This is a genomic window from Reyranella sp. (assembly GCF_044224635.1).
Lineage (GTDB): Bacteria > Pseudomonadota > Alphaproteobacteria > Reyranellales > Reyranellaceae > Reyranella.
This window is the reverse complement of the sequence record NZ_JBGAKA010000012.1, coordinates 39,559-66,531: the sequence shown is the minus strand read 5'-3', so window position 1 is coordinate 66,531 and position 26,973 is coordinate 39,559. Positions and strand designations below refer to the sequence as shown.

Here is a 26,973-nt window from a genome sequence, read left to right as displayed (position 1 = left end):
GCCCGTCTCTCAATGCTGCGACGGCGCGATCATGACACGGAGGCGGCCCTGGCACGCGCTTCGGCGGCCCGCGTGTCGAGCCAGCGGACGACGATCGGAAGCCCGAACCTGGCGATCAGGCTGAACACCAGGAAGAACATGAACATGCCGCCCAGGACCTTGGGCAACGACACCTCGACGCCGTCACGGGCCATGCTGAAGACGAACCCCATGACGATGCCTTCGCGCACCATCAGGGGCAGGTTCGAGGACATGAAGAAGCGCGTGACCAAACCGAGCATGACACCGAGGAACACGATGCCGAACAGCATGCCCGGAAAACCGAAATCGGCGAAGTTCTCGCCCATATAGCCGACGCTGATCGACGTGCCCACGCGGGCATGCTCGGCTGGGTCGCTGCGGGCCAGGCGCATATAGACGTCCGAGTCGAGGAGTTGGGGCTTGTCGGGAAACAGGAAGCGCGGCTGGAAGACGTGACCGAAAGCCTCGCTCCATTGCCGGTAAGGCTCGGGCTCCGGCGACGATTCCTGCACCCCGATCACGGCGCCGAAAATGTCGACATAGGCCAAGCGAATGAGCAGCGTATAGGCGGCATCGCTCCAGTTGATGCCGTCGGCCGATGTCACCTTCTCGCCGAGATAGGCCATGCGTTCGCTGAGCGGGACCTTGATCTCCTGCGATTCCTCGGACTGGCTGGCATAGACGCGATAGTCGTTCTTGACCGACGTCCAGAACAGGGCCAGCACGAGAAGCAGCGACACCCAGACGACCGCGGCGATGCTGGACATCGTCGTCCACCGGATGCGCGCCGCGATCGCCGCGACCGCAACGTAGATGAACACGCCGCGAAAATCCGAGAAGAAGCCGGTGAAGCCGACCAGGATCTCGAAGAACACCGCCCCCAGCATGAACTTCATGCCTTGGCCGGTGCTAAAGGTGTAAGTGCAGAGAACGAACAGCGCCACGACCTTGAGGCGCGACGCGACGTCCATCGCCTGGAACAGCGCCGGTACCAGCCGGCCGGCGAAGGCGAAGACCAGGCTGACCACGATCGCTCCGAAATAGACGATGATCAGATCGGTCGGCCGCCACCTCTCGTGCGCGACGGCAGCGGCATAGGTGGCCGGGCGAAGCCCGCTCAATGTGACGCGAAAGGCGACGGCCATCGCCACCAGGCTCGCCAGCATGTACCAATAGGCTCGCGTGACATTGATCCCGTGGATGCCGGCACCCAGCGATTCGCCATCGATCTGGACCTGCAGAACGCGGGCGAAGACCTGCATCCACTGCCAGAGAAACAGATAGGCAGCGGCGGCCGGCATGGTTGGCGTGCCGATGATGCGAAGCAGCAGCCACGGCGTCACGGCACCCCCGGCATATGCCAGCGAATCCATCATGAGCGGGGCAAGCAGCAGATTCACGACCCCGAACACCATCGCAACGCGACGCAGCAGGTCGTAATCCAGCCGCGTGACGCCGGCGGACTTGGCTAAGGTGATCGTGGACATAGGCTGACGCCGGCCGAGCCTCGCATGAACGGCACCTACTCTGCCCGCGCCCGGCCGGCAAGGGCCAACGCCGCCTCGACGATGCCGTCGGCCGCGCGCGCCGGCGAGTAGGTCGCCATGCGTTCGGCCAGATGACGTCGCGTCGCCGCGCGATCGAGGGCCAGAACGCTTTCGAGCGCCCGCGCGCAACCGGCAAGGTCGCCGTCGGCGAAAGTGGCGCCCGTGACGCCGTTCTCGACCAGGTCGGGCGCACAGCCGATCGCCTCCGACACCGCGGCGGGCACGCCGCAGGCCATGGCCTCGTTGACGACCAGCCCCCAGGTCTCCGACGAGTTCGACGGCAGGACGATGACATCGGCGGCGCTGTACACAGCCGGCAGCTGGCTCTGGTTCACGAAGCCGAGGAAGGTGGTCGCGACCTGCGTCGCGGCCGCGACGCGCCGGAGCTCCGGCTCGAGCTCTCCCGATCCGGCGAACACCACCTCGACGGGGCCGATCCGGCGGCCCACCATATCGGCCGCGCGCAGGACGTCGACCGGCCGCTTGCGCGCCATCAGCTTGCCGACGAACAGGATTCTCGGCACGTGCTGTCGTGCTCGCTCGTCGGCCGGCCCGCCGCGACGTGCCGCCTCGCTGGCGGCGGCGAACAGGTCGTTGTCGATGCAGTGCGGCGAGAAGAACAGGCGTTTTTCCGGCACGCCATAATGCATCAGGTATTCGCGATTCCTTCGGCCCACATAGAGGAACCCGTCGAAGCGACGCAGCACCTGCGCGAAGACCAGCCGCTTGGCCAGCCTGACCCACGGCTTCTGGTGACCGCCGAGCTGGGAGTCGCCGCGAACCAGCACCGTCACGCCCGCCTTCCGTCCCGCCAGGATGCCCTGCCAGTACGAGCGCAGGGCCCAGCCCGGCACGACGAGGGCGTCGAAGCGGCCTTCTGCGATCTCACGGCCGATGGCCGGCGTGTCACAGCCGTTGAAGCGGTCGGTCGAGGGATGCCGCGCGACGTTCTGAAGAAACTTGCTCTCGTAGCCGCCGAGAAGATCGATGTCCCAGTCGAACGCCACGCCGAAGCCGGCATCGGCCTGACCAGCCGCCGGTTGCCGGTAGGCGAAGAAGACCTGCAGGTCGCAGCGCTTGGCCAGCGCGCGAAAGATCGGCGCGTAGTACTGGATCGGATGGCTCAGCAGGAAGCCGATGCGGGGAACCGCCATGTCATGCCGCCCTGTCAGGCGGCCAGGGCATTCGCATATTGAAGAAATACCCGTCATCCCGACCGGAGCCGCGCGCAGCATGGTTTCTCCTCCCCAGCTTCGCTGGGGAGGTGTCGGCGTAATCGCCGACGGAGGGGTCATGAGCAGCGGGATTGTGGCTCATGACCCCTCCGTCGCCGAAGACGGCGACACCTCCCCAGCGAAGCTGGGGAGGAGAAACCATGCTGCGGACGGCTTCGCTCGGGATGACGCGATCATTGTCCATATGCGAATGCCCTGGTCAGGCGGCGATATCACGGCTGCCACCTCACGCTGCCCTGGCGACCCTGCTTCGAGCGTAGGCTCGGTCGAGGGCGTCCACCATCAGCCGCGTCGACTCGCGCGCGGTGTAGGATTCGAAGGCACTCCAGTCGACGGCGTCCGGATCGTAGGCCCTGTCCTCCAGCAGCGATCGCAGACCCTCGGCTGTCGCCGCGGCCGTCGGCAACTGCGTCTCGGTGACGGTCAGCACCGTTCCGGCGCGTGCCCGGCGCACCATGTCCACCGCGGTGCTGGCCTCGTGCAGCATGCCGAAGATCGGCCGGCGCGACAGGATGCCCTGGAAGACCTTCGACGGCGTGTAATGCGGCTCCGTCGACCCCAGCACCAGGATGCCGTCGCTGTTGATCTGGTGATTGAGAGCATCGACATAGCCGATGCGATGCGGATGCTCGTTGATCATCTGCGCGACGCCGAGCCGTTCGGCGCGCGGCAGGACCTGGTGGCCCTTGGGATCGTCGGGCGCCGTCCCGGTGCCGACGAAATGCGCGCAGATCCGTTCGGCGAGACGCGGCGCCTTGTCCCGCAACACACCGAGGCTCGACAGGAACGTGTCGAGCACGGTGAGGCCGCGCGGCAGCAGTGCGCCGGCATAGACCAGGTTGATCCGCCCGTCGCCCTGCTTGAACAGGAAGGGCGGCCGATGAAGGCTGCGCACGATCTCGAACTCCTCCGGCGAGCCGCCCATCGGCATGGCCGCCACCACGGCGGTCCTGGCGACCTCCGGATTGCGATCGAGCATGCCTTGCACGTAGCCCAGCGACATGCCGGTCACCAGCGAGATGCCCCGGACCGCCCACGGCTCGAGCATATTGCCAAGATGGTGAGCGCCCCAGGCGCGGCTGAAGACCTTCTCCACGCCCGGCCAGCGATGTACCCAGGGATCGATATAGTCGATGCCGAAGGGGATGCCGAAGCGACGGTGAATGAGCCGCCCGACGCACGCCAGGAAGTTGGACGGGATGGTGATGATGACGAAGTCGATCTGGCCCGAGCGGGCGAGGTCGGCGAGCACGCGGTAGGTACCCATGAAGGCCCGCACGCCGATATCGCCCACCAGCCGGATCGGCTTGTTGGAATAGGTCGGCGCATGGATGACGCGCAAGCCCTTCGGCACCAGGAGCGCGAGGTCCGGGTCGGGCCGTTCCTCGTACATCGCCGGATCGCCGGTGACGATGATCGGCTCCCAACCGAGCTCGGGCAGGTACTGCGACCACAGGCGCGCGCGCTGGCCGCCGACCAAATTGCTGGGGGGAAAGTGCCCCGTCACCAAGGCGATGCGTTTCATCAGGCTGTCCCCAGGCGGGTGCGGACCCGCTCATAGAGAGCGAGATACTGCGCCACCACGGCGCGCGGCGAGAAGCACTCCTCGGCGCGGCGGCGGCAGGCCGCCCGGTCGAGCGCGCCGACGCGTTCGACCGCCGCACACCCTTCTTCGATGGATTGCACCAGGAATCCATCGATGCCCGGTCGCACGATTTCCGGCAGGGCTCCGCGCGGACAGGAGATGACCGGCGTGCCACAGGCCAGCGACTCGGCGAAGACGATGCCGAACGGCTCGTCCCACTGGATCGGCACGACCATCGCCAGGGCCTGACGCAGCAAGGCGTTCTTCTGCACGTCGTCGACCGGCCCGACATACTCGATGCCGTCACGGCCGATGCAGGGCGCGATCCGGTCGCTCCAGTAGGCGCCCTCCTCCCCGCTCGTGGCATGATTGCCGGCGATGATCAGGCGCCGCCCGGTACGGCGCGCCATCTCGATCGCCCAATCCGCCCCCTTGATCGTCTCGACACGGCTCAGGAACACCAGCGGCGCATCGGCGGGTACGCTCGGGTTGAACTGCAGAGCCTCGGTGTCGGTGAAGTTGGGAATGCCGTGCCACTCGCCGCCGGCCGGCCGCCCGCGGCGGGCGATGTACTCGCTGCAGCCGGTGAACGTCACCACGCCCGGCCTGGCCAGCCGCAGCGCCATGCGGATCGTCCGCATCGTGGGATAGCGCTGGTAGGACATGATGATCGGGATTCGGCCGCGCAAGTGCGGCGTGAGATAGGCGAGACGCGCGAAACTGTGGATGACGTGCGGCCGGAAGCTTCTCACCGCCTTCGACAGCGTCCACGTGTTGATCACGGTGTCGGGCGTCGACTGGGAGATCAGCCCCCGCCACGGGAAGACCCTGTCTGCCGGGCATTCCGAGCCGGGCCTGGCGATCAGGGCGATCTCGTGTCCGGCAGCCTGCAGGTGACGCACCAGTGCATCGACGATGCGCTCGATACCCCCGTAGGTTTTCGGCGGCACCTCGATCTCCGGATCGACGGTAAAGAGAAGCCGCATCAGCGTCTGGCCTCGCTGCAAGCAGCACGAACGCAATTGACAGAAAACATTGTCATCCCGGCCGAAGCCGAGCGCAGCGCGGCGCAGTGGAGGGACCTTTCTTGTTGCAACGTCGGTAAGAAAGGTCCCTCGACTGCGCCACCCTTCGGGCGGCTCCGCTCGGGATGACGTAGAAAAAAGTCGTGGTCGACAGTCCTGCGGATGCAAGGGCGCTGGTTCGCCATCAGTGCCGCCTCGCCGTGCCGGCCGGGGCAGCCTCGAAGGCATTGGCGACGGCGTCGAGCAGCAACCGCTGCTCGACCTCCCAGTTGTAACGCTCGCGGCCCAGCCGCCAGGCCGTCGCCATTGCTTCCTCGAGAGCGCCTTCCGTGCCGCATATGAGGTCCAGAGCGGATGCCATGGCCGCAGGGTCAGCCAACGAGACGACGGTGGCTGCGCGGCCGAGATCGGGCGCCAGGGCGCGCTGCGCCGGCGTGTCGCTCAGCATTGTCGGGACGCCGGCCAGCAGGTAGCTGAAGATCTTGTTGGTGAGGCAGTAATTGCGGCTCTCGCTGATATCGGTCTCCAACGACAGGCCGAGATCGTAGTCGGCCGCGAGCCTGACCATCTCGCCAGGGGGAGCCAACGGCAGGAGCCTCACGCGGTCGGCAATGCCGAGCTCGCCGGCCAGCTTCATCAGCGTATCGCCGTGTCGCCATCGGTTGCTGCCGCGAATGTCGAGCGTGACGCGGCACCTGGTGAGAGCCATTGCCCGCACGAACGCCTGCAGGCCGCGATCAAGGCCGATCGTTTGGGAGAACCAGTATGCCTTGAATTCGGCGGACGCCCGTTCGCGCGGCCTGGGCTGCCGCGGCGCCATGGCCAGCGGAAAGACGTTCAGGATCGTGGTGGGGCTGAGGCCATAGCGCTCGGCATAGGCGCGCCCAATCAGCGGGGATGCCGCGGTGCTGTAGGCGCAGTGCGGCAGGGTCGCCTGCTCGACCGCAGTCACCATTTTCATGCGAAAGTCCTCGCCGGCCCCTCCGACGCCTTCGCCTGAATGAAAGTCTTCGGCGTCGAAACCGAGCAGCGCGCCATGCCGACGCGCGGCGTCAGCCGCCGCCGGCAGGGCCGCGACATAGTGGGCGACGTAGAGGTCGGCCTCGACGGCGCGGACAGAGCGCATCATGGCGCCGACCGGCGCGCCTCCCGCCGCGCGACACGCCAGCCCGACCGGAACCCTTCCGCCCATGGTCCGCGCGATCAGGGCGCTCGCCGCGGAGCGCAAATTCAGGCCGCGTTGGCGGGCAATGCGGACGACGCGCCACGACGCGCGCGCCACCAGCTCGTCGTCGAATGCCCGGACCGACTCGGAAAAGTCGGTTACGACGGTGGTCACGTCGTAGCCGGCCGAATGCAGTGCATCCGCCTCCTTGAAGAGCCGCGGGTTCGAGGCGAGATTGCCGGGGCTCACGATGCATACCCTTCGCGGCTCGGGCACCGATCAATCCCGCAGCTTTTCGCCGCCAGAGGCCGGCTCGGGCATGGGCTGGAAGTGCAGCGGCGCGCTCAGCCGCATCGCGTGCGTACCCTGGCCCAGGCTCTGGTTGAAGTCGAACGGAATGCCATCGGGACTGCACAGCTCGACGGTGAACCGGACCGCGTTGTCGACGCGATGATCGCCATGGTACTTGTTATAGTTGGTCATCAAGTCGAAGCAGTACTGGCCCGATGCCAGGAAATACGGCGCAAGACCAAGCGTGCACACATAGCGGCCGGCCACGCTCGGCAGCGAGATCGCGCTGAAGATGCTCGAGGAATAATAGGCGATCGGCAGATTGTGCTCGTCACGCAGCACCACGTCGAGGGACATGCCGGGCATGCCGGTGGTCTCGATCGCGACACGAAGCCTGAGCGGCGTACCGGGCTCGTAACGGTCGGTCGGAAGGCCGTCCGCATTGAGAAGCGACGCCTCGAGCAAGGTGGCATTGGTGCCGCGGCCCCAATCTCGCTCGACACTCATGCGGCTCAGCGACTCGGCATAGTGAGCGACGGCATCCTGGATCGCCCCGTCGAACGACAGGGTGCCGCCACGGAACACCAGAGCCCGGCGCGTGAGCGCGCTGACCGCCGCCATGTTGTGGCTGACGAACAGCACGGTGCGGCCGGCATTGGCGACCTTGGACATCCGGTTGAGGCAACGCGCCTGGAACTCCGCATCGCCGACGGCCAGCACCTCGTCGACGAACAGGACCTCGGTCTCGAGATGGGCGGCGACGGCGAAGGCCAGTCGCGCATACATGCCGACCGAGTAGCGCTTGACCGGCGTGTCGAGGAATTTCTCGATGCCCGAGAAATCGACGATCTCGTCCATGCGCGCCCGCACCTCGCGCTGGCTCATGCCGAGAATGGCACCGTTCAGGAAGATGTTCTCCCGGCCGGTGAGCTCCGGGTGGAACCCGGTGCCCACCTCGAGCAGGCTGGCGACCCGTCCGGTGATCTCGACCCGCCCCTGCGTCGGCTCGACGATGCGCGACAGGATCTTCAGCAGCGTCGTCTTGCCGGCGCCGTTGTGGCCGATCACGCCGATGACCTCGCCCCGCCGGATGGTGAAGTTGACGTCGCGCAGGGCCCAGAATTCCTCGATGACGTCGCCTTCGATCACGCTCTGGCCGCGCATCAGGTCGAGGCCTTTGCGCCATATGTTGCGGGCGCCGCGCATGACGACCTCGCCGAAGATGCCCTCGCGGTGGACGCGGTGGCCGATCAGGTAACGTTTGCCGAGCCCTTCGGCGCGGATGACGGTGTCCGGCATGGTCAGATCAGGTCGGCAAAGCTGCGCTCGGTGCGACGGAAGCTCCGCGTACCCCACCACAGCATGACAGCGATGACAGCCAGGCTGAGCACGAAGCCCGGCAGGTATATCGGGCTGTCGCCGCCCAGGACGCACCAGCGGAAGCCGTCGATGATGCCGACCAGCGGGTTGAGATTGTAGAGGAGCTTCCAGTCGTCGGGCACCAGGGTGGCCGAGAAGCCGACCGGCGAGACGTACAGCCCGACCTGGATGACGAAAGGAACGACGAAGCGGAAGTCGCGGAACTTCACGATCATGGCCGCCAGCCACATCGCCGGACCAAGGGCGGCCAGCAGCGTGAGCACGACGAACACCGGCAGCAGCAGAATCTGCCAACCCGGGATCACCGCGTACCACAGCATCAGGCCGGCAAGGATCACCAGGCTGACGAGGAAATCGATCAGCGCGACCACCATGGTCGCCAGCGGGATGACCATGCGGGGAAAGTAGACCTTGCTGACCAGCTGGCCGTTGCCGATGACGCTGGCGGCGGCGTCGCCCAGCACCGATGAGAACAGGGTCCACGGCAGCAGGCCCGCAAACACCATGACGGCATAGGGCGCCCCGGCCTCGCTCGGCAGCTTGGCGATCCGGCCGAACACCACGGTGAACACGACCATGGTGAGGAACGGCCGCAGGAACGCCCAGGCGATGCCGATCACCGTCTGCTTGTAGCGCACGGCAACGTCGCGCCAGGCGAGGATGAAGAACAACTCGCGATAGCGCCACAGGTCGAGCCAATACTGGCGGTCGGCGCCACCCGCCTCGAGGACCAGCCGCCGGACCGAATCGGCTTGGGACGTGCTCATGCTACCCCCTCATACGACGCGGCTGCGCCAGAAGGCGAGCAAGGAGTAGGCCCGCGGCCTTAGCAAAATGCGGCCGGCGGTACGGTTCAATTACCGCCGGGTCGACCCTGCCCTGCTCGAGCAGGCGCAGGATGGCCTCGACAAGGGCGGCCTGGTCGTTGGGATCAACGACGACACCCACCCGGCCATCGGGGATCGCATCGTCGCTGCCGCCCCCGGCTCCGCCGACGACGCGCAGGCCACAGGCCGCCGCCTCGAGATAGACGATGCCGAACCCCTCGTCCGAGCTCGGCATCACGAACAGATCGGCGAGGCGATAGAGATCGGGCAGCTCGTCCTCCGGCGCGTAACCCAGGAAACGCACGGCTTGCCGGTCGCCCGTCAACTCGGCGGCGCGCTGCTCCAGCCGCGCACGATCGTCGCCATCGCCGGCCACGACATGGACGAGATCGGGAAAATGGCGTCGCAGGATCGGCATAGCTGCAAAGATCTGCTCGTGGCCCTTGTAGCGTTCGGTCGAGGAGATGCGGCCGACCGTGAGCAAGACCGGCCCGGGCCCCAGGCGCAGACGCTTCCGCAGCGCCTCGCACGGAGGGCCTGGCGTGAATCGGTCGTCGACCGTGTTGGGCAGGACCCGCACCCGCTCGGGTGCGAGGTCGACCCAGTCGAGCAACAGCCGCCGCGTCGCACGGCTTACCGTGCTCACCATGTCGGCCGCCTCGATCGCCCGGCGCACCATGTCGCGGCGGTCGGTCCACACCTCGGCGCCATGCGCCTGGAGCCAATAGTGCGCGCCTGTCAGGCGCGCCACCAGGCGCGCAAACGGCGCCATGAACACATGCCCGCAGAAGACCACGTCGACCGGCCGGCAGCGCCAGGCAACGCCGAGCGATGCCAGGCAGAACCGCAGTCGATCGAGCACTGCCGGGAACTGGCGGATGCCGGTCGGCAACGTCAGCCCCTCGGCGCTGCCGTGCCGGGGCAGCACGAAGATCTCCGCACCGTCGGCCGCCAATGCCTCGAACAGATCGCGATTGTAGCGGGCGATGCCACCCCGCATGCCGTAGGCATCGGTGACCAGGGCCAGGATACGGGTCGTCATTCCCATCTCATGCCGGCACCGGCGCGGCCCAACCATGTCGCCAGACGCGCAAGGCCCAGGTCCGCGAGGCCACGGAAAAGTCGACGCCCTGCCCTGCGGATGCCTCGGTGGCCTCGCACAGCCAACGCCCGACCGGCGTGGCGAATCCGGTCTTCGGCCTGTTCTGGATAGCGGCGGGCAGCGGCGGGACCGGCACCGAGGCCACCGCCTTCTTGGCATCGAGGCGCGCCAGAACATTGCCCGCCGGCAGGCTGGCGAGAAAGACCGGATCGACGTAAGGCACGCGTATCTCGACGCCGTGCGCCATGCCGGCCCAGTCGGCGTCGCGCAGCAGCTGATTGCGCATGTAGAGCGTCGTCTCGAGCGCAGCGACCTTGTCGAAGGCGTCGAGCAATCGACCCGCCTGTAGCTCGGCGGCGATGACGCCGAGCGGCGCCAGCCGTCGCAAGCCCTCGCGCAGCAGGGTCGGTTCGAGGAGATCCTCGAGCTCCCAGGGCATGTAGACGCTGCGGCGCAGCAGGTAGGCGCCCGCCCAGCTGCCGCCATACTCGAGTATCCCGGCCATCTTGGGATGCAGCCCGAGACCTTTGGCGAGCCGGGTCGACAGGCCATGGCGGGCCAGCACGCCGAGGCCGGGCAGCCAGGAGAAAGGCTGAACCCAGCGCACGCTGCGGGGCACGTCGACGAACGACGGATAGCCGCCGAAGCACTCGTCGGCTCCCAGCCCGCTCAGGGCGACCTTGATGCCGACCTCGCGGGCGGCCTTGGCGACGAACCAGGTGTTGATGCCGTCGATGGTCGGCAGATCCATGGCGTCGAAGATCGCCGGCAGGTCGTGCTCGAATTCCGCCCGGTCTATGGTCCGCACGATGTGACGGGCGCCGTAGCGCCTGGCCATTCCCGCGGCCAACGGCACCTCGTCGTGAGCCAGCCCCTCGAACTCGCTGAACCCCAGCGTCACGGCAGAGACATCGCGCGCGCCGAGCTCGGCCATCGTCCCCAGCAAGGCGCCGGAATCGAGGCCGGCGGAAAGAAAGACCGCGACCGGCACGTCGGCCACCAGATGGTGACGAACCGAATCGTGCACCGCCTCGGCGAGCTGCCGGCGCGGATCGGCATCAGCGCTCTCGCCCTTGGCGGCGCGTGCCGCAAGCGCCGAGGCGACGTCGTAGTAGCGCCGCGGGGCCCCGGGCCCGCACGCATCGACAGTGAGTGTCGTGCCGGCCGGCAACGCCTGGATGCCACGCCATACGGTGAAGGGCTCGGGCACGCTGCCGAACAGGTGGAAGCCCACGATGCCCGCCGGGTCGGGCTGGCATTTGAGCTGGCCGCCGGCCAGCAGCGCCTTGGCCTGCGAGGCGAAGCGCAGCGTCCAGCCGTCGTCGGCCCAGTACAGCGGCTTGATGCCCAGCGGATCGCGCGCCAGCAGCAGGATGCGCTTCTCGGCATCCCACAGGCCGAACGCGAACATGCCGCGCAGCTTGCCGACCATCTCGACGCCGCAATCGGCATAGAGTTGCAGCATGACCTCGGTATCCGAACCGCCGCGAAAGGCGTAGCCCTTCGACTGCAGCTCGGCGCGCAGCTCGCGATAGTTATAGATCTCGCCGTTGAAGGTGATGCTGAATCGGCCGCAGGCGCTGTGCATCGGCTGGGCGCCGCTGTCGCTGAGATCGATGATGGCGAGGCGACGATGGGCAAACCCCATGCGGCCGTCGTCGCTCAGCCACAGGCCGCTGCCGTCCGGCCCGCGCGCTGCCATGCGGTCGTTCATCCGCAGGAGCTCCCCGCGATCGACCGGCGAGGCAGTTCCCGGATAGGCGTGGACGCCGGCTATTCCGCACATAGCCGTCGAAGCGCGTCAGGGAACATGGCGGGGCATTCGCACATTGGCGCGCCTTTCACTCTCCTCCCCAGCTTCGCTGGGGAGGTGTCGCCGTCATCGGCGACGGAGGGGTCATGAGCAGTGGGACTGAGGCCCATGACCCCTCCGCCCCGTATGACGGGGCACCTCCCCAGCAAAGCTGGGGAGGAGAATGAAAGAGCGCCCACATGCGAATGCCCTGGGGAACATGGGTGGTCAGCGCGCACCGGTTCCGTGAAAAACCACGGCGAAGGTACGCAGGACGATCACGAGATCGAGCCACAGCGAGCAATGCTTCAGATAATAGAGATCGTACTCCAGTTTCGACCGCATCTCGTCAGCCTCATGGGCATAGCCTTGGTTGATCTGGGCCCAGCCGGTCACGCCTGGCCGAACGATGCCACGCAGGGCAAAGTGCTCGATATCGCGCACGTAGCGTTCCTCGAGCGTCGCCGCTTCCGGCCGCGGGCCGACCCAGCTCATGTCGCCGATGAAGACGTTGATCAGCTGCGGCAATTCGTCGAGCCGGCTGCGCCGCAGGAAGGCGCCGACCCTGGTGATGCGCTTGTCCGCCGCTGTCGTGAAGCTCGGCCCGCCGGCCCCATGATACATGGTGCGGAACTTGATCATCCGGAACGGCCTGCTGCGCCGGCCGATGCGGGTCTGCACGAAGAAGATCGGGCCAGGACTGTCGACCCGTACGGCAACCGCCACGACCACCATCACCGGCAGCAGGATCGGCAGGGACAGCACAGTCAGGAGCAGCTCGACGAGGCGGCGGATGACGAGATACTGCCGCGACGGCAGCAGCGCCCCGAATTCATTGGGCGTCAACCCGCCGAGCGGCGTGCGTCCGGTCAGCGACTCGAGGATGTAGCGCCGATCGAGCACCGGTACGCCGGCGAGCGCGGCGTCGGCCAGGGCCGCCAGCTGCCCCTTCTCCAGCTCGCCGCCCAGGTCGGCCACGATGGCATCAATGCCGAGGCGCTGCTGGTGCGCCTGGTCGAAGTCAAGCCAGCGGCAGGTTGCCAGCTTCGGCATGACGGCGATCGAGCTCTTCGGAATGACGGCATAAGCCCGTACCAGGTAGCGCGCCCGGAGCTGGGATACGCCCACCATCCACAACAGGGTCAGGAGACCGGAGCCGAAGAACTGCACGCGCGAATAGTCCAGCCTCAGCAGCAGCAGTGCGGCAGCCAGCAATGCGTAGGTAAGAACGGCCACTGGCGCCACGTAGCCGAAATTGCCCTGCAGGGGACCACGCGGGAAGGCGTCGAGCCGACGTGCACAGTACCAGACGAACGAATAGGCGAGCGCCGTTGTGATGATGGTGAGCTCGGCACCCTGCACACCGCGCGAAAACGGCTGACCGACGGCATAGATCGGGATCGGCAGCACGACGCAGAACAAGAAGCCGACGACGGCGTCGACCCATGTCTCGATGAAGCGCTGCGGCGCCGAGCGCATGGTGGACATGCCTGCAGGCACATGCCCTGCCGTAGGGCTGCGCGACTGGGCAGACAGCGCGCCGGAGAAACCGGCACCGCTCAATCGTCGCTCCCCACGGCCGTCAACTGGCGCAGTCATCGATGAAAGCGTCCGTCATGCCTCTCCTAAAGGCAATTTCCAAACCCACCGTATGCCTCCCAAGGCATACATTTGCACCCGAACTGATCATAATTCAGTGCATCTTGTCAGGTAAATTGCCTTTGCCTTCCATTCTGACTTGCAAAGGCCCTTGACCAGCCGATCGCCAACATGGCGCTGACGGCGAACTCTATGGCCGGCATCTGGAGGCTGAAATCGATGAAAGAGTGAAGAATCGGCACGACCGGCATCGCAAAGGCAGCGACGGAAAGATAACGCAGCCCACGCGGCGCCCTCAGGGCACCGCGTAGACACACCGCCAGGGGTAGAAGCACGAGGGCAAAGACCACGAGCCCACCGGGGATACCGAGCTCGACCAGGATCTCGAGCGGGGTCGAATGGGCGAGGTCGTTGGCCAGGGTGAGCGCCGGCGGCTGAAGCACCGTGTAGATGTCGGCGAAACTCCCCAGTCCCCAGCCCAGCCAGGGCGATTCGCCGAGCGCGTGCAGCGAGGCCAGCCAGATGTCGAGGCGATTACCTCCCTCGTGCGTCTTCATCGACTTGGAGATCAGCGCGCCGCTGGCGAACAGGCCGACCACAAGGACCAGTACAAGCGCCGCCAGAAACATCCGCATCAGCTCCGGCCGTGAGCGCCAGCGACCACGCATCAGCAGGCCAACAGCAAGGCCGACACCCACCAGCGTGGAAACGAAGCCGGCCCGCGACGCCGATATCAGGATTCCGCTCAGCAGGAACAGGCAGATCGCGAGCAGGGTCAGGCGAAACCCCGTGATCGAGGCGATTACCCCCTCCACTTCCTCGTAGCCGTGCGGCACGAGGCGAGGCCGCCGGCGAGGCGCGAAGATCAAGGCGACTGCCGCCACGATGCCCATTCCAAGATAGGCGGCGAACGAATTGCTGTTCACGAAGGTGCCGGACATCACACAGGCATCGGTCAAGGAGGAGTAGCCGCCGTCCTTCTTGAGGTAGCTGCCGACGTAGCACGAGTTGGTCGTGACCTGCATCGTGATACCGTAGATCATGACGAGCACGGCACTGCCGATGAAGAACATCAGGAACAGCCGCGGGCGGAAGGTGCGTCGGCCAAGCGCACGAACCATCAGGAAGATGGCGCCGCACGCCATGGCCTTGAGCAGGCTGTTGCGTTCCAGGTCGATGGCCAACGACGGCACGAACGAGGTCGTCCCACCGAGCAGGCGGGCCGCCCTTTCGTAGAACCAGGCTGCCGCGGTCGCCGGCATCCAGCTGGTCATCTGCAGCAGCACGATCATGATGAACAAACCGAACAGGGCGAGCAGAATCCACAAGGGCCTGCGCTCGACCTCGGCAACCTCGAATCCCGACCGCGTCCCCAAGCCCGCCGCCATGGCAAGTCCCAGCCCTCCGATGACGACGACGATCGGCGCCCACGCCCAGTCGCGATTGGCGCCCATCGGTATGGACGAGAAGGCGATCACGCCAAACAGTACCGCCATGACCAGCCAGTCGCAGGCTTGCCGCGCCATCGCCAGCACCGACAGACGGCGTCTGTCGGTCTCCTCGATGTCGCTGCTCATTTCTTCTTCGCGTTCATGATGAGCTTCTGGAGCTCGTCCCAAGCGTTCTGATCGTCAGCCAGGGCGTGGCGCAGGAAAAGCTCGTCGATCGGCGAGTGGATGGCGTCGGCAAACCAGCGGCGGTCGCTGCTCAGGCGCCAGGTCGCAGCGACATGAGAGACGATCCGCTCGCGTTCCTCCGGCGTGAAGAATCGCCAATTGTCGAGGATGAGTTGGAGCCGGGGCGGCCACAGGGTGTTGAGCATGGGCGCCGTCTCGATCGACATCAGAAGCGCAGCAACGACCTTTGCCGACGCGCCGTAGAGAGCCTGGCGAACTGACGCGAGCTGGGCCCAGGCGATGCCGCGCGCCGGATCGTTGGTGAGGCCGAATTCGAGGTCCGATTCGGCCTTCTTCAGCCATGCCGTGCGTTGCTCGCTGCTCACCGGCAGGTTCGCCGCCAAGGCCGCGCCGGCCAGCAACTCTGCCCGCTTGAGGCGCCGGCCAGCCACCGGGTCGGCTTCGACCGCCCGATCCAGCGCCTGCAGTGCCGCCAGCACGGCCGGCAACTTCAGGGGTTGCCGCGTGCGCAATTCGAACACTACCGAGTCGGCCTTTTGCGCCTCCAGGGCGCCTGCGGCCACCGGCCATGCCAGGTACAGCAGGGCGGCGCTGCCGGCTCCGAGGATGGCCCGCAGGATCCACGCCATCGGAACTGACGGGAGAGCGTCACCGGCGGCTCTCCCGGCCCAGGATGGTCGTGCGATCATTGCCCCATTTTACTCAAACAGTACGTAAGAACACGGTTCATCGGTGGCTCCGCCAGTGCTGCCCTGCCTGGCCGACTCGCTATCCGCCGACGACACGCAGCCAGGCCGAGCTCGGGAAATGCTTGCCTTTCCTGCCAGCCAGGCCGTCTGTCTGATCATTGGGCTGATACTTCGGCACCAGGCCTTGCAACCTGTCTGCGGCGGCGTAGTGGATCATGCTGAGGCAAACTTCCAGGCGATACCGCTCATTGCCGGTCAAGAAGGCATAAAGAAGCGTGCTTTCCTGCGGGAAGAAGAGATCGTTGCCGAGGGCGTCGCGCGTGTAGTCGTAGGGAAAGTAGATGTCGTGAAAATGCACCCAGACGCCGTTGCCGAGCCTCGGCAGCACTTCATGGACCAGATAGTTCACCTCGCTGCCCGGCTTTACGGCATGCGTGGAATCGATGAACAGGAAGTCGCCGGGCTCGAGTGCCGCGAGTTGCCGATGATCGACGAGCTGGGCCGGCTGGGCGACCAGACGAATCACGCCCCTCCCTTCCACCTCCTTGAGGTAGGAGCTTGGATAGGGTTCGACGCAGATGATCTCCGGCTTGTGGCCGACCGCTTCGGCCGCCATCACCATGACGGCCGTGCTGACCCCGCATCCGATCTGAATGATGCGGCCGGGTTTGTTGGCGGCGATGAAGGCGAACAGGATTTCCGCTTCGATCTCGCCGTAGCCGCCGTCACCGCCGCCGCCGACGATCGCTTCGGCATGGATGGAATGCTGGCTGAGGTGCTCGCTGTGCGGCGCCAGCCATTCGCCGAGCAGCGACAATTGGGCATCGATGTCGCGATGGGCGATGCCGTACATGCTGCGCGGCTTGCGCCAGTCGGTGCGGCGCGCCAGGTCATCGAGGTCGGGAACACAGGAATAGAAGTGCGCCGGAAGAAGATTGATGCCGGCACGCTGCAGCACGCGGAACGAACGATGCCAGCCGCTCTTGGCCAGCGTCCTGAGGGCCCGGGCGTTCACGTCGTTCCATCCTTGCGGCTGAATTGCTCCAGCCCCGATCTGCCCTTTGGCGTGATGCCGTAAACGCCGCGCTCGATACGCTCGAACCAGCCGTAGTAGTCGGACTGCAGGATTTTTGTCGCGTTCGGCACATCGGCGGCGGCCCGCATTGCCTTGGGCGCCATCGGGCCATTGGTGGCCAGCAACCCGGCACAGCGCAGCGCCTCCTGGCGGTACGCCGTCATCAACGGGATCCGCGTCGTCGAGCCGCCGAGGTTCGGATCACCGACCCGCCGCGCATGCTCGCCCAGCAAGCGGCCCTTCTTGTGCTTGTTCAGGCGCGGCTGGTAGGGCGCGGGATCGAGCACGATCTCCGCCCGCCCGGTGTCGACCACCAGCAAGCCCAGCCCCAGCCGCCGGCACAGCTTCCGGACAGGCTTCATCGGCTTGGGCCATTTGCCGACCGCGAGATAGACCCGCTCCGACAAGGCCAGCCGGTCGACTCCCTGGAAAACGAGCGAAAGGCTGAAGGCCCGCTTCAGCTCCACGACCACCGGCGGCTCGTCGCCGCGCACGGCGACCACGTCACAGCCGCGCACCTCGCCCTTGACGACGTAACCCTGTCCTTCGAGAAGTGCCTTGACCGGCGCATAGAGGTCGCTCTCCAACGTCATGTGTGGACAGTGTAGCACGCCTCGATGTCGGACGGCGTCGGGCATGGGGGAGCCAATGACGAGGGAACTGCTGGACCAGGGCGCTGCCGCCATTGCCGAGGCCGTGCGCTCGGGCAGGACCACGGCGCGCGACGTCGCCGAAGCCGCGATCGCCCGCGTCGAGGCGCGCAACCAGGCTTTGACCGCCATCGTCGATTTCGACCCGGCGGAAGCCCGCAGTGCCGCCGACGCCGTCGACGCGCGCCGCCGACAGGGCTTCGACGGCCCGATCCTGGGCGTGCCCTACACGGTGAAGGACACGACCTGGGTCCAGGGACGCCGCGTCACCAACGGCTCGCTGCTGTGGAAGGATTTCAAGCCGCCGCGCGACGCCGTGGCCGTCGAGCGATTGAAGCAGGCGGGCGGCGTCTTCCTCGGGATGACCAACACGCCGGAGATGGCCGCCAAGGGTCACACCGAGAACAAGGTCTACGGACCGAGCCGGCACCCGCTCAGCCCGTCCCTGACGCCCGGCGGGTCATCGGGCGGCGCCGCAGCAGCGCTGGCGGCGGGCTTCACGCCGATTGCGCTCGGCACGGACGGCGGTGGCTCGGGGCGGCGTCCCGCCTCGCATTGCGGTGTCGTCGGCTTCAAGACATCGGCCGGCGCCATCCCCGCGCCGTTCGGATTTGGTGGGGCGTACGGCCCGCTCTACGGCGTCACCGCGCCGATGGGCCGCAGCGTCGCCGACACAAAGGTCGCCTTCGAGGTCATGGCCGGGCCCGATCGACGCGATCCGCATTCCGTCGCCCTGCTCAACACCGCTCCGCCCGCCAACCCGCGAATCGCGGTCAGCCCACGGCTCGGTCTCGACGTTGCGGTGGACGCCGATGTCATGGCCGCGTTCGAGGCGGCCGTAGCAAAGTTGCGCGCCGCCGGATGGCGGATCGAAGCGGCCGACATCACATGGCCGGCCGATACGTCAGAGACCGCTTTCACGGCGGTCAATGCGGCAGCGAGCGCGCTGCTCTATGGCGAGCACCACGCCAGGGACAAGGATCTGTTCGGCGACAACGTCGCCGCCCTGATCGAGCGCGGCCATGCGGTTCGCGGAACCGAGGTGGTTGCCGCCCTTCGTTTCGCCGATGCCTGCGCCCGCAGCGTCGCCCAGTTCTTCACCGACTACGATTACCTGCTGACCCCGACAACCGCCTGCGTGTCGTGGCCGGTCGAGCAGGTCTATCCGCCGACCATCGAGAACAGGACGGTCGGCCCGCGCGGGCACGCCGCCTTCACGCCGCTGTTCAACCTGGCCCTCGTGCCGGCGATCTCGGTGCCGTGCGGCACCGGCCGCGATGGCCTGCCGGTCGGCCTCCAGATCGTCGCGCCGCGCCTGCACGACCGGCCACTGCTGGCAATGGCGCAGCGGGCCGAGACGGCGCTGGGCGCATGACGAACACCGTGGGCAGCGCAAGCCCGCACGCCACTTTTCTCCGTCATCCCGAGCGAAGCCGCCCGAAAGGCGGCGCAGCCGAGGGACCTTTCTTATCGACGTCGCTACAAGAAAGGTCCCTCCGCTACGCCGCGCTGCGCTCGGCTCCGGTCGGGATGACGGTCTTTTTTGTAGAGCGCGATAGCCGTAACCCGGCAGGGGAGCAGCGGTGAGCGGAATCGATCGCCTGGGCTTCGGCTGTGTCGCCCTTGCCGGCCTGGCCAGTCCCCGCCGGGCGCGCGACCTGCTGGAGGGTGTTCTCGAGCTCGGCATCCGCCACTTCGATACGGCACCGGTCTACGGACGCGGCTACTCCGAGCGACTGCTGGGCGACTTTCTGCGCGGCAAGCGGCAGCAGGTGAGCATCGCCACCAAGTTCGGCCTCCCGGCCGGGCAGGCGCCGCGCTTGCCGATTGAGCTCGCCATGGGTCTCAATGCCCTGCGCCGCCGTTTGCGGTCCAGACCCACACCGGCGGCCGCGCGGCCTGCAAGTGATCCACCATCCGCCGCCGACGCAGAGCCACCGCCCCGCCGCATCGGGCGGGCCGAGGTCGAGGCATCGTTCGACGCCAGCCGGCGTGCGCTCGGCATCGACACCATCGATCTCTACCTGCTGCACGAGGCGCTGCCGTCCTCTCTCGAGCCGGCCGCCGTCGACTTCCTGCTGAAGTTGCGGGAAGCCGGCAAGGTCGGCCGGCTCGGCGTGGCGGCGCGCGGCAGCCGCACCCTTGCGCTCACCCCGAGCGAGCTCGCCGACTGGGACGTGCTGCAGTACGAGTACGGGCCGGCCTGGCCGCAGCATGCCGAGCTGCCTGACCGGTTTCCGTCGATGACCCACATTTTCCATAGCTGCCTGCGCGGCGTGGCCCGCGACGGCAACGCGGCGGCGCGCACCCTGGCGGCCTGTGTCTCGGCCAATCCCAGGGGCCGTGTCCTGTTCTCCTCGGCGAACCTGGCGCATATCCGCGACAATGTCGGGGCTCTTCGGGCATAACCCGGCGAAGCATGCCGTTCATCGACGCCAACACACAGTCGTCCGACGGCGATCGGGCGGCGTTCGATGTGACCATTGTCGGCGCGGGCGCAGCGGGCATCCTGCTCGCCGTCCTGCTGGCGCGCCATGGCCGGCGTGTCATGGTGATCGAGAGCGGCCACTTCGAGCCGGACGACGAGAGGCAGAGCCTCAACGAGATCGAGCAGACCGCCAAGCCCATGTCGAATGCGGTGTGGAACCGCAAACGCGCGATCGGCGGCACGACGACGGCCTGGGGTGGCCAGTCCCTGCCCTTCGGCCGCCTCGATTTCGAGACGCGCGACTGGGTCGAGCATAGCAGCTGGCCGATCTCCGTCGACACGCTGCAGCCCTACTACGACATCGCCAACCGCTTCATGGGTGTCGATGAGCGCAACTACGATTCGGACATTCTCGGGCTGCTCGATCGCCGCGATCCGGGGTTCGATCCTGCGCTGCTGCACTATCACTATTCCAAGTGGGCACGGCAGCCGAACTTCTACAAGCTTCACCGGCAGGCCCTCGAGCGCGACGTCACCGTGCTCTACAACGCCCATCTGCTGCGCATCGATCTGGCAACCAGCGGCCGCGTCCAGGCGATCGAGATCGGCGACTTCCACGGCCGGCGCCAGACCATGCCGGTCAACAGCTTGGTGCTGGCGTGCGGCGGCATCGAGGCCAACCGAATCCTGCTGCTCAACGATCATCAGATGCCGGGCGGCCTGGGCAGCGCCTCGGGTTGGCTCGGCAAGGCGTTCATGGAACATCCCTGCCTCGATGCCGGTTACGTCGAGTCAGCCGACATGCGGACGCTTCAAGAGGTGTTCGGCACCCGCGTGCGCGGCGGACGCCGGTTCTCCGTGCGCCTCAGCGCCGGCGCCGACTGGCAGCGCACGAACCGGCTGCTCAACATCTCGGCCAGCCTGATGTGGCTCTACGATGGTGACGAAATCGGACCGCTCTCCGAGCTAAGGTCGTTCGTACGGCAGCCGCGGATGGAGGGCGCCGTGAAGATGGTGAGCAGCAGCCGACAGCTTGCCGCGGGCCTGTGGGCGCTCGCGCGCACTGGATTGATCTACAAGCCGGGCGCTGCCGCCAAGCTTTCCCTGATGTGCGAGCAGCAGCCCTCGCGCGACAGCTACATCGCCCTCGGCGAGGAGCGGGACCGCTTCGGCGCGCGCAAGGCGCGCCTGCATTGGCGCATCGGGCACCTGACCTGGGACACCGTCCTGGCCTTCTGTCGGATCCTCGACGACGAAATCCAAAGACTTGGTCTCGGCCGCGTGCGACTGTTCGAGGCTTTGCAAGCCGATGCGACCGATTTCGAGAGCCATTTGAGCGACGTCAACCACCACATGGGCGGTGCGCGGATGAGCGCGTCGCCAAGCGACGGTGTCGTCGACGATCAGCTGCAGGTCTGGGGAGTCCCCAACCTCCACGTCTGCAGTGCCGCCGTGTTCCCGACATCATCGCATTCCAATCCGACGCTGACGCTGCTTGCCCTGGCGGCGCGATTGGTCGATCGCTTGGTAAAGGCAGAGCGGCCAGCAGAACTGACATGATGCGCAGACGAGCCAAGCTCTCCGCCGCGGCAGCCCGCCGGATCGCCCTCGCCGCCCAAGGCTTCGCCGCCGACCGGCCCGACGGCCCTGTCAATGCAGGCCATGTCAGGCGCACCATCGACCGGCTGGGGCTGCTGCAGATCGATTCGGTGAACGTGCTGGCGCGCGCGCACTACCTGCCGCTGTTCTCGCGCCTGGGCAACTACGAGTCGGATCATCTCGACCGTCTGGCCTGGGGGCGCAAGAGTCAGCGCGGCCTGTTCGAGTTCTGGGCTCACGAAGCCTCGCTGCTGCCGCTCGACAGCCAGCCCCTGCTGCGCTGGCGCATGCAACGGGCGGCCGAGAATGCCGGCGACGGCAAGGGCAAGCTGCACCAGTTCCGCCGCGAGAAGGCCGCCTATATCGACGAGGTCCTGCGCGAGATCGCCGATCGCGGCCCGATCGCCGCATCGGAGCTGTCGAATGGCGGTGCCGGCCGCGGCGCGTGGTGGGGCTGGAGCGACGGCAAGCTCGCCGTCGAATGGCTGTTCTTCGCCGGCCAAGTAACCACGGCGACGCGCCGCGGCACGTTTGAGCGGGTCTACGATCTCACCGAACGCGTGCTGCCGGAGCGTGTGCGCGCCCTGCCGACCCCGTCGGCCGAGGAAGCCCAGCGAGAGCTCCTGCGCCTGTCGGCCCGCGCCCTGGGCGTGGCGACCGAATTCGACCTGCGCGACTACTATCGCCTCGGGGTCGCCGACACCAAGGCACGCCTGGCCGAGCTGGTCGAGGCCGGCGACCTCCTGCCGGCCGACGTCGAGGGCTGGACCTACCCGGCGTACCTCGATCCCGCAGCGCGTCAGCCGAGGCGCGTGGAGGCCCGCGCCCTGCTGGCGCCGTTCGATCCGCTGATCTGGGAGCGTGACCGAACCGAGCGCATCTTCGATTTCTTCTATCGCATCGAGATCTACACGCCGCAGGCCAAGCGCAAGCACGGCTACTACGTGCTGCCCTTCCTGCTGGGCGACCGGCTGGTCGGCCGGGTCGACCTCAAGGCTGATCGGGCGACCTCGACATTGGTGGTCCCAGCGCTGCATCTCGAGGCCGGGCAGGAGGCCCGCGCCGTTGCCGGACCGTTGCGCGAGGAGCTGCGCCTGATGGCCGACTGGCTCGGCCTCGAAAACGTATCCCTGCCCCGCGCCGGTGCGCTGGCGAAGGCCATGGCGACGATGCGATAAGGCGGCGAAACAAACCAACAAGTGGATGGCGTAGGGCGATGAACGATCTGGTGCTGAAGAACGGAAGAGTGGTCGACCCGTCGCAGGCGCTCGACAAGGTGACCGATATCGCCTTCGCCAAGGGCAAGGTTTCGGCGATCGGCGGCGGGCTGAGCGGCGCCACCGAGCGCGACATCAGCGGCAAGATCGTGGCGCCCGGGCTGATCGACCTGCACACCCATGTCTATTGGGGCGGCACCTCGCTCGGCGTCGAGGCCGAGCTGGTCGCACGCACCGGCGGCGTCACCACCTTCATCGATGCCGGCAGCGCCGGGCCGGGCAACTTCCACGGCTTCCGCAAGCACGTGATCGAGCCCTCCGCCGTCCGCATCCTGCCCTATCTCAACGTGTCCTTTCCCGGGATCTTCGCCTTCTCCAAGGCGGTCATGGTCGGCGAGAACAGCGACATGCGCCTGATCGACCCGCGCGAGGCGGTGCGCGTGGCGCGCGAGCACAAGGACCTGGTGCTCGGCATCAAGGTGCGCGTCGGCCGCTCGGCGAGCGGCGATTCCGGCGTCAAGCCGCTCGACATCGCCCTCGACGTCGCCGAGGAGGTCGGCCTGCCGGTGATGGCCCATCTCGATGCGCCGCCGCCGTCGCGCCGCGAGGTCGTCGATCAGCTGCGGCCGGGCGACATTCTCACCCATTGCTTCCGCCCCTTCCCCAATGCGCCGGTGCGCGCCGACGGCAAGGTGCGCGACGAGATCCTGGCCGCCCGCGCGCGCGGCGTGATCTTCGACATCGGCCATGGCGGCGGCTCGTTCGGCTTCGGCACGACGCGCGGCATGCTGGCGGCCGGGTTCCTGCCCGACGTCATCTCCTCCGACGTGCACGTGATCTCAATCGAGGGACCAGCGTTCGACCTGCTGACCACGATGTCGAAGTTCCTGTGCCTCGGCGTCGATTTGCCGACGGTGATCAAGCTCGCCACTGTCAATGCCGCCGCGGCGATCAAGCGCCCCGATCTCGGCACCCTGAAGGTCGGCAGCGTCGGCGAGGCGACCGTGATCGACCAGGTGAGCGGCACCTTCGACTATGCCGATTCGATCGGCGAGCACATGATGGGTGACAAGCGCCTGTTGTCGGCCGGTGTCGTGCTGGCCGGCCAATGGTGGCATCCGACATGACCAACGGCATTTGCCTACGGACAAAAATCCCGTCATCCCGAGCGGAGCCGTCCGAAGGGCGGCGCAGTCGAGGGACCTTTCTTGCTGATTCTGCAGTAAGGGCCTGTGACCAAACAATCGATCCAAAATCGCTGTCATCCCGAGCGCAGCGAGGGACCTTTATCGCTGCCTCAAAGGTCCCTCGCTGCGCTCGGGATGACAGTAGTGTCGTCGCAAACGAAGCGCTTATTTCGCTACAGGTCCCAAGCGAGGTCCCTCCACTACGCCTCGCTGCGCGCGGCTCCGGTCGGGATGACGGAAATTCTCTCACATACGAATGCCCTGCGACATGACCGGCAAGCGCGACAAACCCGTCCCGCCCGAGGCGATATCGCCCGAGTCGAGCTCACCGGTCTGCTACATCGACGAGGCGGACGATAGCTACATGGGCTTCGCCTCGAAGGCGGAGATTGCCGCCTTCCTCGCCGAGCTGGCCGAGGCCGAACGCCTGGGTCAGCCGGCCGACGAGATGCTACGCCGCATGCTGCCGCGGATACGCGACGATCATCTTCACCGGGAGCTCTCGGCCAGACTCAAGCCGCAACCAGGTACGTGACGGCAAACAGGTTCGCCGGATCGGTCCAGGTGCGGGCAATGGCGAAACTGGCGCTTGCGGCGAGCGCAGCGATGCCGGCGCTGTCGAATTTGTAGGACCATTCCGTGTGGATCCGCTCGCCCGCCGAGAAGCTGAAGCGCCGGCCAGCCACCGTCACAACCTGCGGACGTAGGCTGCGCAGGTAAATTTCGATGCGCCCTTCGAGGGCGTTGTAGAAGGCGTCGTGGGCGAAGCCGGCCAGATCGAAATCGGCGCCCAGCTCGCGATTCATGCGGTGCAGCAGATTGAGCGAGAACTGCGCCGTGACTTCCGCGGAGTCGTTGTAGGCGTCGTGCAGACGGCGCGGATCCTTCTTCAGGTCGACGCCGAGCACCAGGGCACCCTTGTCACCCAGCAGTGCGCGGGCGCGGCGCAGGAACGCCGTCGCCTCCCCGGGCGTCAGGTTGCCGATGGTCGAGCCCGGGAAGAAGCCGAGCCGCCGCGCGCCATTCACCTCCTCGGGCAGTTCGCTCAACGCCATGTAATCGGCGCAGACCGGACGCACATCGAGGCTGGGATAGTCCCGCCGCAAGGCAGCCGCCGTGCCGTCGAGATGGCGGCGCGAGACGTCGATCGGCACATAGACCGAGAGATCGACCAGGGCGTCGAGCAACAGGCGCGACTTGACGCTCGAACCGCTGCCGTACTCGATCAGCGCGCAGCCGGGTCCCGCGAGCGCCGCGATCTCCGGCGCACACGACTCGAGAATGCTGGTCTCGGTGCGCGTGAGGTAATACTCGGGCAGCTCGCAGATCTGGTCGAACAGCTCCGAGCCGCGCTCGTCGTACAGGAACCTGGCAGGAATGGCGCGCGGATGGCGCGACAGTCCCGCGAGCACCGCGTCCGCGAATTCACTCCGATCGACGGCCTCGAGCCGATCGATCGCCAATGCCGAAACGTTCATCGCAAATCCTCTGCCAGACGAAGGCCGCCGAACATCCAGCGCGCATCCGCGGGAAAGAAATTCCGGTAGGTCGGCCTCACGTGACCGGGGGGCGTGAAGGCGCAGCCGCCGCGCAACACCATCTGGTTAGCCATGAACTTGCCATTGTACTCGCCGATGGCGCCCGCCGGTTCGCGGTAGCCCGGGTAGGCGATATAGGGACTGGCGGTCCATTCCCAAACCTGCCCGACGCCGCTCGTCGAGCCGGCGGCAATTTCCCACTCCTGCTCCCGCGGCAGGCGCTTGCCCGCCCACTTGGCGAAGGCCGCCGCCTCGAAGGCGCTGACGTGGCAGACCGGCTCGGCAGGATCGACAGGCTTCATGCCGGCCAGCGTGAAGACGTGCCAGTCCTGGCCGTCCCTCCGCCAGTAGAGCGGCGCCTCCCAGCCCCGCTGATTGACGCAGTCCCAACCGGCTGACAGCCAAAGTTCCGGGCGTCGGTAGCCAGCATCGTCGATGAAGGCCAGATAGTCGCCGCAGGTCACCGGCCTTGCCGCCAGGGCGAACGGCTCCAGCCACACGCGATGCCGCGGTCCCTCGTTGTCGAAGGCAAAGCCCGGACCTCCATGGCCGATCTCCTGCAGCCCGCCGGCGAATTCTCGCCAACCCAGCGCACCGTCCTGAGGCGAAAGCGCCGGCGCCGCCGCGCTATAGCTCGGATGCGAGGGATTGAGCGACAACAGGTGCTTGGCATCCATCAGCACCAATTCCTGGTGCTGCTGCTCGTGATGGAGGCCGAGTTCCACCAGCGGCTCGATGCGGTTGTCGCCGGCGTGCAGCAGCTTGACCATCTCCTCGGAGACATAGCGGCGATAGGCCAGGATCTCCTCGACGCCGGGTCGCGTGATCATGCCGCGCTGCGGTCGCGGATGTCGCGGGCCGACCGCCTCGTAGTAGGAATTGAACAGATACTCGTAGGCTGGATCGAACGCCTGATAGCGCGGCGCAAACGGCTTCAGCACGAAGGTTTCGAAGAACCACGTCGTATGTGCGAGATGCCACTTGGTCGGGCTGGCGTCGGGCATCGATTGAACCGTCTGGTCCTCGGGCGACAGGGGATCCGCCAGACGTTCGGTATGGTCGCGTACGGTCATGAACCGTTCTGGACCAGGAGACTCGACTACCCGCTTGCTCAGCGTCTGCTGGTCCGACACGTCACCTCCGCACCGCCTGCAACGCACGACACAGTACCCGGTTGCAATGATACAGTCGCGCGCTCACTCTACATCGTCCCCCTGCGCCATTCAGGAATTCAAGTGCCGATTTGCGAGATCGATCCTTGGCGCACTCAATATTTTGAGAGTGCCATCTGTCCGGCCGACGTTTTCATACCGACTGAGGACAGTGACGGCTGGCTGTGGAATCCGGGTCATCGTTGGGTCTATGACAAGCTTAGCGTGGCTAC

The 26,973-nt window shown here is 66.7% G+C and carries 22 protein-coding genes; 6 read left to right on the top strand and 16 right to left on the bottom strand.

All coding sequences use genetic code 11. The features are described 5' to 3' along the window. Positions 1-29: 29 nt before the first annotated feature. The 14 genes from ACILR9_RS13355 to ACILR9_RS13290 form a co-directional block, all read right to left on the bottom strand. On the bottom strand, positions 30-1,508 hold the full coding sequence (locus ACILR9_RS13355) for a hypothetical protein (protein WP_395710426.1): 1,479 nt from the start codon (positions 1,506-1,508) through the stop codon (positions 30-32). Between the two features lie 35 nt (positions 1,509-1,543). Continuing rightward, positions 1,544-2,722: a glycosyltransferase family 4 protein gene (locus ACILR9_RS13350; RefSeq protein ID WP_395710425.1), complete on the bottom strand. Its 1,179-nt coding sequence runs from the start codon at positions 2,720-2,722 to the stop codon at positions 1,544-1,546. Between the two features lie 307 nt (positions 2,723-3,029). Then, complete coding sequence (locus ACILR9_RS13345; protein WP_395710424.1) at positions 3,030-4,328, bottom strand: hypothetical protein; 1,299 nt, start codon at positions 4,326-4,328, stop codon at positions 3,030-3,032. Beyond that, entirely contained in the window at positions 4,328-5,374 is a 1,047-nt protein-coding gene (locus ACILR9_RS13340; RefSeq protein WP_395710423.1) for a glycosyltransferase, read from the bottom strand. Before ACILR9_RS13340 ends, ACILR9_RS13345 begins: the two co-directional genes overlap by 1 nt. A 223-nt stretch (positions 5,375-5,597) precedes the next feature. Then, positions 5,598-6,827, bottom strand: coding sequence for a hypothetical protein (locus tag ACILR9_RS13335; protein ID WP_395710422.1), 1,230 nt, complete (start codon positions 6,825-6,827; stop codon positions 5,598-5,600). A gap of 30 nt (positions 6,828-6,857) precedes the next feature. After that, complete coding sequence (locus ACILR9_RS13330; RefSeq protein ID WP_395710421.1) at positions 6,858-8,168, bottom strand: ABC transporter ATP-binding protein; 1,311 nt, start codon at positions 8,166-8,168, stop codon at positions 6,858-6,860. A 2-nt stretch (positions 8,169-8,170) separates the two neighbouring features. Continuing rightward, positions 8,171-9,016, bottom strand: a complete 846-nt coding sequence (locus ACILR9_RS13325) for an ABC transporter permease (RefSeq protein ID WP_395710420.1) — start codon at positions 9,014-9,016, stop codon at positions 8,171-8,173. A gap of 1 nt (position 9,017) precedes the next feature. Continuing rightward, positions 9,018-10,118, bottom strand: a complete 1,101-nt coding sequence (locus ACILR9_RS13320; protein ID WP_395710419.1) for a glycosyltransferase family 4 protein — start codon at positions 10,116-10,118, stop codon at positions 9,018-9,020. Positions 10,119-10,125: 7 nt separating this feature from the next. After that, on the bottom strand, positions 10,126-11,964 hold the full coding sequence (gene asnB, locus ACILR9_RS13315; RefSeq protein WP_395710418.1) for an asparagine synthase (glutamine-hydrolyzing): 1,839 nt from the start codon (positions 11,962-11,964) through the stop codon (positions 10,126-10,128). A 234-nt stretch (positions 11,965-12,198) separates the two neighbouring features. Continuing rightward, positions 12,199-13,458, bottom strand: coding sequence for a sugar transferase (locus ACILR9_RS13310; protein WP_395710417.1), 1,260 nt, complete (start codon positions 13,456-13,458; stop codon positions 12,199-12,201). A gap of 218 nt (positions 13,459-13,676) precedes the next feature. Beyond that, positions 13,677-15,146, bottom strand: a complete 1,470-nt coding sequence (locus tag ACILR9_RS13305; RefSeq protein ID WP_395710416.1) for an O-antigen ligase family protein — start codon at positions 15,144-15,146, stop codon at positions 13,677-13,679. Next, on the bottom strand, positions 15,143-15,835 hold the full coding sequence (locus ACILR9_RS13300; protein ID WP_395710415.1) for a hypothetical protein: 693 nt from the start codon (positions 15,833-15,835) through the stop codon (positions 15,143-15,145). Before ACILR9_RS13300 ends, ACILR9_RS13305 begins: the two co-directional genes overlap by 4 nt. A gap of 139 nt (positions 15,836-15,974) precedes the next feature. Next, a complete protein-coding gene (locus ACILR9_RS13295) occupies positions 15,975-16,910 on the bottom strand; it encodes a class I SAM-dependent methyltransferase (RefSeq protein ID WP_395710414.1) in 936 nt (311 codons plus the stop codon). Then, positions 16,907-17,563, bottom strand: a complete 657-nt coding sequence (locus ACILR9_RS13290; protein ID WP_395710413.1) for a DUF2161 domain-containing phosphodiesterase — start codon at positions 17,561-17,563, stop codon at positions 16,907-16,909. The genes ACILR9_RS13295 and ACILR9_RS13290 overlap by 4 nt, the downstream gene beginning before the upstream one ends. A 55-nt stretch (positions 17,564-17,618) precedes the next feature. On the opposite strand from ACILR9_RS13290, the gene ACILR9_RS13285 reads away from it, so the two are divergent. From ACILR9_RS13285 to ACILR9_RS13260, 6 genes are all read left to right on the top strand, one after another. Beyond that, entirely contained in the window at positions 17,619-18,995 is a 1,377-nt protein-coding gene (locus tag ACILR9_RS13285) for an amidase (protein ID WP_395710412.1), read from the top strand. Positions 18,996-19,203: 208 nt separating this feature from the next. Beyond that, positions 19,204-20,028 carry an aldo/keto reductase gene (locus ACILR9_RS13280; protein ID WP_395710411.1) on the top strand — a complete coding sequence of 275 codons (825 nt, stop codon included), beginning with the start codon at positions 19,204-19,206 and terminating at the stop codon, positions 20,026-20,028. 11 nt (positions 20,029-20,039) lie between these two features. Further along, a complete protein-coding gene (locus ACILR9_RS13275; protein WP_395710410.1) occupies positions 20,040-21,608 on the top strand; it encodes a GMC oxidoreductase in 1,569 nt (522 codons plus the stop codon). Then, entirely contained in the window at positions 21,608-22,825 is a 1,218-nt protein-coding gene (locus ACILR9_RS13270; protein WP_395710506.1) for a winged helix-turn-helix domain-containing protein, read from the top strand. The genes ACILR9_RS13275 and ACILR9_RS13270 overlap by 1 nt, the downstream gene beginning before the upstream one ends. Positions 22,826-22,863: 38 nt before the next feature. Further along, positions 22,864-23,991: an amidohydrolase/deacetylase family metallohydrolase gene (locus ACILR9_RS13265; protein ID WP_395710409.1), complete on the top strand. Its 1,128-nt coding sequence runs from the start codon at positions 22,864-22,866 to the stop codon at positions 23,989-23,991. A 328-nt stretch (positions 23,992-24,319) separates the two neighbouring features. Beyond that, complete coding sequence (locus ACILR9_RS13260) at positions 24,320-24,586, top strand: hypothetical protein (protein WP_395710408.1); 267 nt, start codon at positions 24,320-24,322, stop codon at positions 24,584-24,586. Here the strand turns inward: ACILR9_RS13260 and egtD are convergent. Both egtD and egtB read right to left on the bottom strand, forming a co-directional pair. After that, the gene (gene egtD / locus ACILR9_RS13255; protein ID WP_395710407.1) at positions 24,564-25,529 is read right to left on the bottom strand and encodes an L-histidine N(alpha)-methyltransferase; all 966 of its coding nucleotides are present in this window, start codon (positions 25,527-25,529) and stop codon (positions 24,564-24,566) included. The two genes, ACILR9_RS13260 and egtD, sit on opposite strands and share 23 nt — an antisense overlap. Beyond that, the gene (gene egtB / locus ACILR9_RS13250; RefSeq protein WP_395710406.1) at positions 25,526-26,662 is read right to left on the bottom strand and encodes an ergothioneine biosynthesis protein EgtB; all 1,137 of its coding nucleotides are present in this window, start codon (positions 26,660-26,662) and stop codon (positions 25,526-25,528) included. The genes egtD and egtB overlap by 4 nt, the downstream gene beginning before the upstream one ends. Positions 26,663-26,973 lie beyond the last annotated feature (311 nt).